Genomic DNA, 6,316 nt, shown 5'->3' with positions numbered 1-6,316 from the left:
GGTTTGATTGCCCTGATCGAGCCGCACTACCCCAAGGGTGAAGGTGGTCGTCCGGCGTATCAGCTGATGGCGATGCTGCGCGTACATTTGATGCAGAACTGGTTCGGCTACAGCGATCCGGCGATGGAGGAGGCGCTGTACGAGACCACAATCTTGCGCCAGTTTGCCGGGCTGAACCTAGAGCGTATTCCCGACGAAACCACCATCCTCAATTTCCGTCGCCTGCTGGAGAAGCACGAGTTGGCGGCCGGGATTCTGGCGGTGATCAATGGTTACCTGGGCGATCGGGGCCTGTCGCTGCGCCAGGGCACCATCGTCGTTGCCACGCTGATCCATGCGCCGAGTTCGACCAAGAACAAGGACGGTAAGCGTGACCCGGAAATGCACCAGACCAAGAAGGGCAATCAGTATTACTTCGGCATGAAGGCTCACATCGGCGCGGATGCCGAGTCAGGTCTGGTGCACAGCGTGGTGGGGACGGCAGCCAACGTTGCGCGAGCGGTAATTGGCCAGTGCATCAGGGCGCTCATGAGGGACGTGAGGCGCTGATTGACAGGGGTGTCGTAGCCATATTGCTCCTATGGCGTTCAACTGTCTAATTTCGTCACGAGCTGCAAATTCAAGGGCCGCCACGCGCGGGCGACGGCATCACCACTCGTCTGGTCATAGCTCGATTTGTGGAACATACGTTCGTAGAACTAGACAGATGTCCTGTAAGCAGACGACCCCCCCTCATCGTCGCTTGAACAGGAGAGTCTAATGAAGGCCATCGTTTACAACGGGCCACGCGACGTCAGCGTGCAAAATGTCCCAGACGCCAAGATCGAAAAACCTACCGACGCCGTAGTGCGCATCACCACTACCAATATCTGCGGCTCTGACCTGCATATGTACGAGGGCCGCACCTCGATGGAGACGGGACGTGTTTTCGGTCACGAGAACCTCGGAGAAGTCATCGAAGTCGGCGCCGGCGTAGATCGCATCAAGGTAGGTGATCGCGTCTGTTTGCCATTTAATATCGGCTGCGGTTTCTGCGAAAACTGTGAAAAAGGTTTGACCGGTTTCTGCCTCACGGCCAACCCCGGCAGTGCTGGTGCTGCTTACGGGTTTGCCGATATGGGCTCATACCAGGGTGGTCAAGCAGAACTGCTGCGTGTGCCATATGCGGACTTCAATTGCCTGGTGCTGCCAGAGGATGCGCAAGAGAAAGAAAACGACTACGTCATGCTGTCAGACATATTCCCCACCGGATGGCATGCCACTGAACTGGCTGGCCTGATGCCGGGTGAAAGCATCGCCATTTACGGTGCAGGGCCAGTGGGCCTGATGGCAGCTCATGCCGCGATGATCAAAGGCGCCTCGCAAGTGTTCGTGGTCGACAACCATCCGGATCGATTGAAATTGGCCGCGCAGATGGGGGCCACGCCAATCAACTCGCTGGAGAAAGAGGCGGTTGATCAGATCCTCAACCTGACTCACGGCAAAGGCACTGATCGAGGTTGTGAGTGTGTGGGGTACCAGTGCTGTGACAAACACGGCCATGAGGTCAATCACCTGACGATGAACAACCTGGTAGCTTCCACCAAGGCCACGGGTGGCATCGGCGTCGTCGGGGTGTTTGTTCCTCAGGATCCGGGCGCGAAAAATGAACTGGCGAAGGAAGGTAAAATGGCCTTCGATTTCGGCGCGTTCTGGTTCAAGGGCCAGCAGATACGCACCGGGCAAGCCAACGTCAAAGCCTATAACCGCAGGCTCGCGGAGCTGATCCAGCACGACCGCGCCAAGCCTTCGCAGATCATCTCTCACAGCCTGAAATTGGCGGAAGGGCCCGATGCGTACAAGCATTTCGATGCGCGAGATGAGGGTTGGACAAAGGTCATTCTGAAGCCGGCAGCCTGATCGAACGGCTGTATGGATCTGACGCCCTGACGATATCGCCGGGCGTCAGCCCAAAGACCCGCCTACTCGGGCTTACAGTATGGCCGCTATGTATTTACCGACCACATACCACCTGTCGTCCGCTCGAAATGCGAGCGCGGTTGTTGCGCAAGATGATCAAGGGAAAAATGGTAAGCGTACTGACTTCGATGGTCGACCCGCTGCGCTTTCCGGGTGGGGAGATCGTCGACCTTTCCAGTCAACGCTGGGAAATTGAGCTGGGCTATCGGGCGATCAAGCAGAGACTGCTGGGCGGCGAATATACCCTGAGAAGCAAGACGCCAGAGATTTCCCTGCGAAATGAGTTTCGCTGCCTGCAGTTGGGCCATCTTGGGGTTGCTGCATGGCACGTCACTGAACCATCCCAGCAACTTGCCAGGATTTCTGAGAGATTTGCAGGCATCAGCCGCTCGATATGTTTTACCCCATCGGCGACCTGATCGATGGTTCTCACGCGCAGTCGTTGGACATGCTGTCGAAACGACACATAGGCGGCACGTCGTGCGAATTGAGACTCGCACGGGTCCCCATGTTCATTTGTCAAGGCTAAGTAGAGATGTCGCTATGGCGGCTAAGTAGAAATGTCATTATGCCCTCGTCGGGATTGCGTTGGGAGCAAACGATCGAATGGCGCGACTATAGACTATTGCTTGGGCGGTAGGCGTAGCATTACCAGGTCTCGGTGTACGTCAGTTCCACATAAAAATTGCGTTTCACCCACCACGACAAAACCATGTTTTTTATAGAACGCCTGTGCCCGAAGGTTCTGATCAGCAACTGTTAACCTGAACGCTCCGTGATAGCTGGCAATGGCTTGCTCGACCAAAGCACTTGCTGCGCCTGTGCCATGAAGGGCTGGGTAGATATAGCATCGCTTAAGCTCAGCTGTCTGAGCGGCGTCGGCTGCTTCAACGCCAATAGGCTCCGGATGCAGATCCAACATCGCGATGCCTTGCACCTTGGAATCGGACTCCACTACCCAGCAGCGGTAGCTCGTATCTTCGAGCATCGCGGTGATATGGCCGGGCTGCAGCGTAGCAGTCACATAGGCATTGATGTCTTCCTAACGAGTTCGGGGCGATTCAGGATTTCAAACTTATGTAGACTTCTGCCAATGAGATTTTTCCCTCTTTTAACCAGGCTGCTGAGGCATGGGAGCGTGGCATCCCAGTGCCATTACTGATATTGTCCGGCGCTGCTCAAGAGGGATCTAGCAGTGACCACAACCTACCTCAAGTACTTTCCCAAGCCTGTCCTCGACGACCTCGTAAACGGCAGATGGCTGCCAATCATCGGGGCCGGTATGTCCTTGAATGCCCATGTCACGTCAGGTCAGAGACCTCCGCTTTGGGGGGAGCTAGGTAAGCTTCTCGAAGACGATCTTATTGACTTCAATTCCAGTGGGGCCCTCGACGCGATTTCTGCTTACGAGCATGAGCTGGGCCGGGCGAGGCTGATGGACAAGCTCACACAAGTGTTGCTGATCCACGAAGCCCAGCCCGGGGCAGCGCACAAGAGCTTCTGCTCCATCCCGTTCGATATCGTCTGCACAACGAATTTCGATTTTTTGCTGGAGCAGGAGTACCGGCTTGGGCCCAATGTTGTTTATCCGATCCTTGAAGAGGAGCAGCTGTCGCTGAATTCATCCAAGGCCGGTGTGAACCTGCTCAAGCTCCATGGCGACCTTCACCATCCGAGAAGGATGGTGGTCACGGAGGCTGACTACGACGGCTTTCTCGCGAACTATCCGCTGTTCGCAACCTACCTCGCGAATTTGCTGATCACCAAGACTGCGGTATTGGTCGGGTACAGTCTCGACGATCCAGATTTCCGGCAGATTTGGCATGTGGTATCGCAGCGCCTGGGGCGCACCAGACGATTTGCCTACACGATCGTTTTAGGCGCGAATCAGTCCGATATTTCGCGGTTCGAGCGCCGCGGGGTAAAGGTGATCAATCTGCCGGGCACACGAGACAAGTACGGTGAAATCCTAGCGGCAGCTTTTGATGAGCTGCGAGAGCTTCTCAGGGATGAAGCTTTCACCGTGATGAAGCCGACTGAAGAGCGGACGATGCAAGAACTGTCGCTACCACGGTCAGCGCCATCGCGGCTTTGCTTCTTCTCGCTGCCGTTGGAAGTCCTGCCTTTCTACAAAGACCAGGTATTTCCCGCCTTGGAGGATATCAACCTTGTCCCGATTACGGCTGACGGAGTGATTTCCCCAGGGGATATGGTTATCGCGAAGCTGGACGCACTCATCGACCGGTCGATTGCAATGGTCATTGATCTGTCGTCCAACTGGACAATGGTTGAATTGAAGATGGCGATCAGTCGCGCGGCGTCGAGGAAGGAGAAGGGCAGGTCGCTCAAACTGATTGTAGTGATGAGGAAAGGTCAGCAGTTGCCTCTTGCTCTGGAGGACGTCACGGTGATTTATCGGCCTGATCTGCTGACCTCTGAGTCAGAAGATTTCGCCCTAGATCTGATTACAACCCTGGAAAGGGAGCTTCCATCAGATCGTAACTCTCAATTGGATGAGGCCCGCCGGCTTCTGAGGGTAAGGGAGTACCGTGCGGCGATCGTATCGGCGGTTACCTATCTTGAGGGTGAACTGCGGAGCGTGATGCGATACAGAGACGAGGACAGTGCGACAAGGCCAAATCACCAGTCGCTGCTGGGAATGATAAAAAATGCTGTTAGCCAAAGCGTAATCCAATCTGAGTGGCTCCCTAGACTGCACGAGTGGGTACACATCAGGAACAGCATCGTTCATTCGAGGGGTGACGCAGAAGTATCTCAGCGAATGGCAAAAAACATCGTAGATGGGATCATCCAAATCGTGTCCAGCTTACCACCTACAATTACGCCGACTGCGTCCTTTAGGGGGTAACGGCGCAGCAGGAACGCCTGCTGCGGAGTCGAGCAATTCTACCCGATTCGCGCTTGTTTCCTGCGTCGCCGTTGAACCCTACTTTTTCTTAGGCGCGGGAGGCGGCGCCTTTGGTGGAGTTGCAGGGCGCTGGCTCGTTGTCTCTTTGCTCACTCCACCGTTGACTGAGGTGGGCTTTCCTGCATGATTCGACATGCTGAATCCTTACATAGAGTGATTTGGAGTAGCGATTAACCCGGGCTGGCACAGGGTGGAGAGCTAAGCGCGTCATCCGTTCCGACGTGGAGGGGCGGGCGGGGCTTTAGGTGGGGTGGATGGCCGCTGGCTTACCGGACTGGGACGCTGTGGCTCGCTGCCGCTTGGCCGGCGTGGCTGTGGCGATATCCCTCTTTCTTCGTACATTGGTCACCTCTACTTGTTGGGCGCTTTAGGCGGCGAAGGCGGTGGTGTAGCGGGGCGAACGTTAACTGGTGCTGGCGGGCTAACATTCATCCCCTCGTTACTGACTCGCTCCACCACATGCTTTTTGTTTGTGTCGCTCTTACTGGTCATTCGTTGTCTCCTGTAGCTCAAGGAACTCAACCATCAAAACGTCGGAATTTGAGACTAAATAACTCTCAATTCCCGGCATTTCGACCCATTCGTCCTGCTCATCTAGCCAGCACGGCTGTGTAATCAGAAAATGGCCTGTGGCGGGATCAGTTGGCCACACTTGGGGGTATCCGAAGAGGCGTCGGCCATCCAGCAGAGTCAACACTACGCTATGCCCAGATCGCTTGCGAAATGCGTAGACCCATTCCGGGTATGAGGCACGTGATGTGAGTCCAAGCTGCCTGGCAATCCCGTATAGATAGTCATGGTTGGACGCGTATGACAGTCCCAAGCCTAGGCATACCGCGAGTGCGATCCCCCACGCGCTCTCTACGTCTGTGGTCCATAAACCAATATCGAACCAATGGTCACCCATCCACAGCAGGACCTTTGAAATTCCTGACACGATGATGGTGATGATGCCGGTACCAATCAGCGCCTGTACCGTACGCTCAAACTGACCTGGCTTTTTTACGTCGGCCAGCCAGTAAAAAATCATGGTAGTGATGAAGCCTGGTATCAACATCTGAACCAAGGGCAGAATTTTTGTCGCTAGGTCTTCCAATGCCTGTACCGCCAAGTGATGCCCGTTTGCCATCAATATAGCGGCGATGCATCTGTTAGAGGTATCGTTTTTTCATAGATGGCGGGCTAGAGGCAGGGCTAGCGCTCCGCGTTCATAAGCGCAGCTCTCAACTGCATCACAGTACCGACCTTGAGTACCCTAGCACCTTATTACTGGACCTGAAGTAGCTTTCATCCCTGTTGAGTTGTGATCGCGGAGCCGCCCAGTCGGGCGATGCCCCCACCCGAGTGGGTGTGTTGCTGTTGCATACTGCTCGCTTTGCCTCTAGCATCAGGATCTTCCTGAGTGTAAGTCTGAATCGCCCCTGGTTT

General features: G+C 55.2%; 4 protein-coding genes and 2 pseudogenes. 4 read left to right on the top strand and 2 right to left on the bottom strand.

Features of this window, described 5'->3' with window-relative positions:
- The 3 genes and pseudogenes from G1E_RS24500 to G1E_RS24490 all read left to right on the top strand — a co-directional run.
- Positions 1 to 495 (top strand): annotated as a pseudogene (locus G1E_RS24500) (IS5-like element ISPst5 family transposase); the annotation flags it as partial.
- Positions 496 to 759: 264 nt separating this feature from the next.
- The gene (locus G1E_RS24495) at positions 760 to 1,899 is read left to right on the top strand and encodes a glutathione-independent formaldehyde dehydrogenase (protein ID WP_009681502.1); all 1,140 of its coding nucleotides are present in this window, start codon (positions 760 to 762) and stop codon (positions 1,897 to 1,899) included.
- Positions 1,866 to 2,216: pseudogene (locus G1E_RS24490) on the top strand (transposase); the annotation flags it as partial. The gene G1E_RS24495 and the pseudogene G1E_RS24490, both read left to right, overlap by 34 nt.
- Before the next feature lie 365 nt (positions 2,217 to 2,581).
- On the opposite strand, the gene G1E_RS24485 reads toward G1E_RS24490, so the two are convergent.
- A complete protein-coding gene (locus G1E_RS24485) occupies positions 2,582 to 2,983 on the bottom strand; it encodes a GNAT family N-acetyltransferase (RefSeq protein WP_009681500.1) in 402 nt (133 codons plus the stop codon).
- Positions 2,984 to 3,154: 171 nt separating this feature from the next.
- On the opposite strand from G1E_RS24485, the gene G1E_RS24480 reads away from it, so the two are divergent.
- The gene (locus tag G1E_RS24480; protein WP_009681499.1) at positions 3,155 to 4,828 is read left to right on the top strand and encodes an SIR2 family protein; all 1,674 of its coding nucleotides are present in this window, start codon (positions 3,155 to 3,157) and stop codon (positions 4,826 to 4,828) included.
- A 541-nt stretch (positions 4,829 to 5,369) separates the two neighbouring features.
- Here G1E_RS24480 and G1E_RS24475 read toward each other — a convergent pair.
- The gene (locus G1E_RS24475) at positions 5,370 to 5,984 is read right to left on the bottom strand and encodes a DUF6338 family protein (RefSeq protein ID WP_236183465.1); all 615 of its coding nucleotides are present in this window, start codon (positions 5,982 to 5,984) and stop codon (positions 5,370 to 5,372) included.
- Between the last annotated feature and the right edge of the window lie 332 nt (positions 5,985 to 6,316).

The organism is Pseudomonas sp. TJI-51, assembly GCF_000190455.2.
Taxonomy (GTDB): domain Bacteria; phylum Pseudomonadota; class Gammaproteobacteria; order Pseudomonadales; family Pseudomonadaceae; genus Aquipseudomonas; species Aquipseudomonas juntendi.
This window is presented reverse-complemented; position numbering and strand designations above follow the sequence as displayed.

Coding starts and splice junctions, on each gene's coding strand:
- G1E_RS24495 (WP_009681502.1), top strand. CDS start 760: ATGAAGGCCATCGTTTACAACGGGCCACGCGACGTCAGCGTGCAAAAT.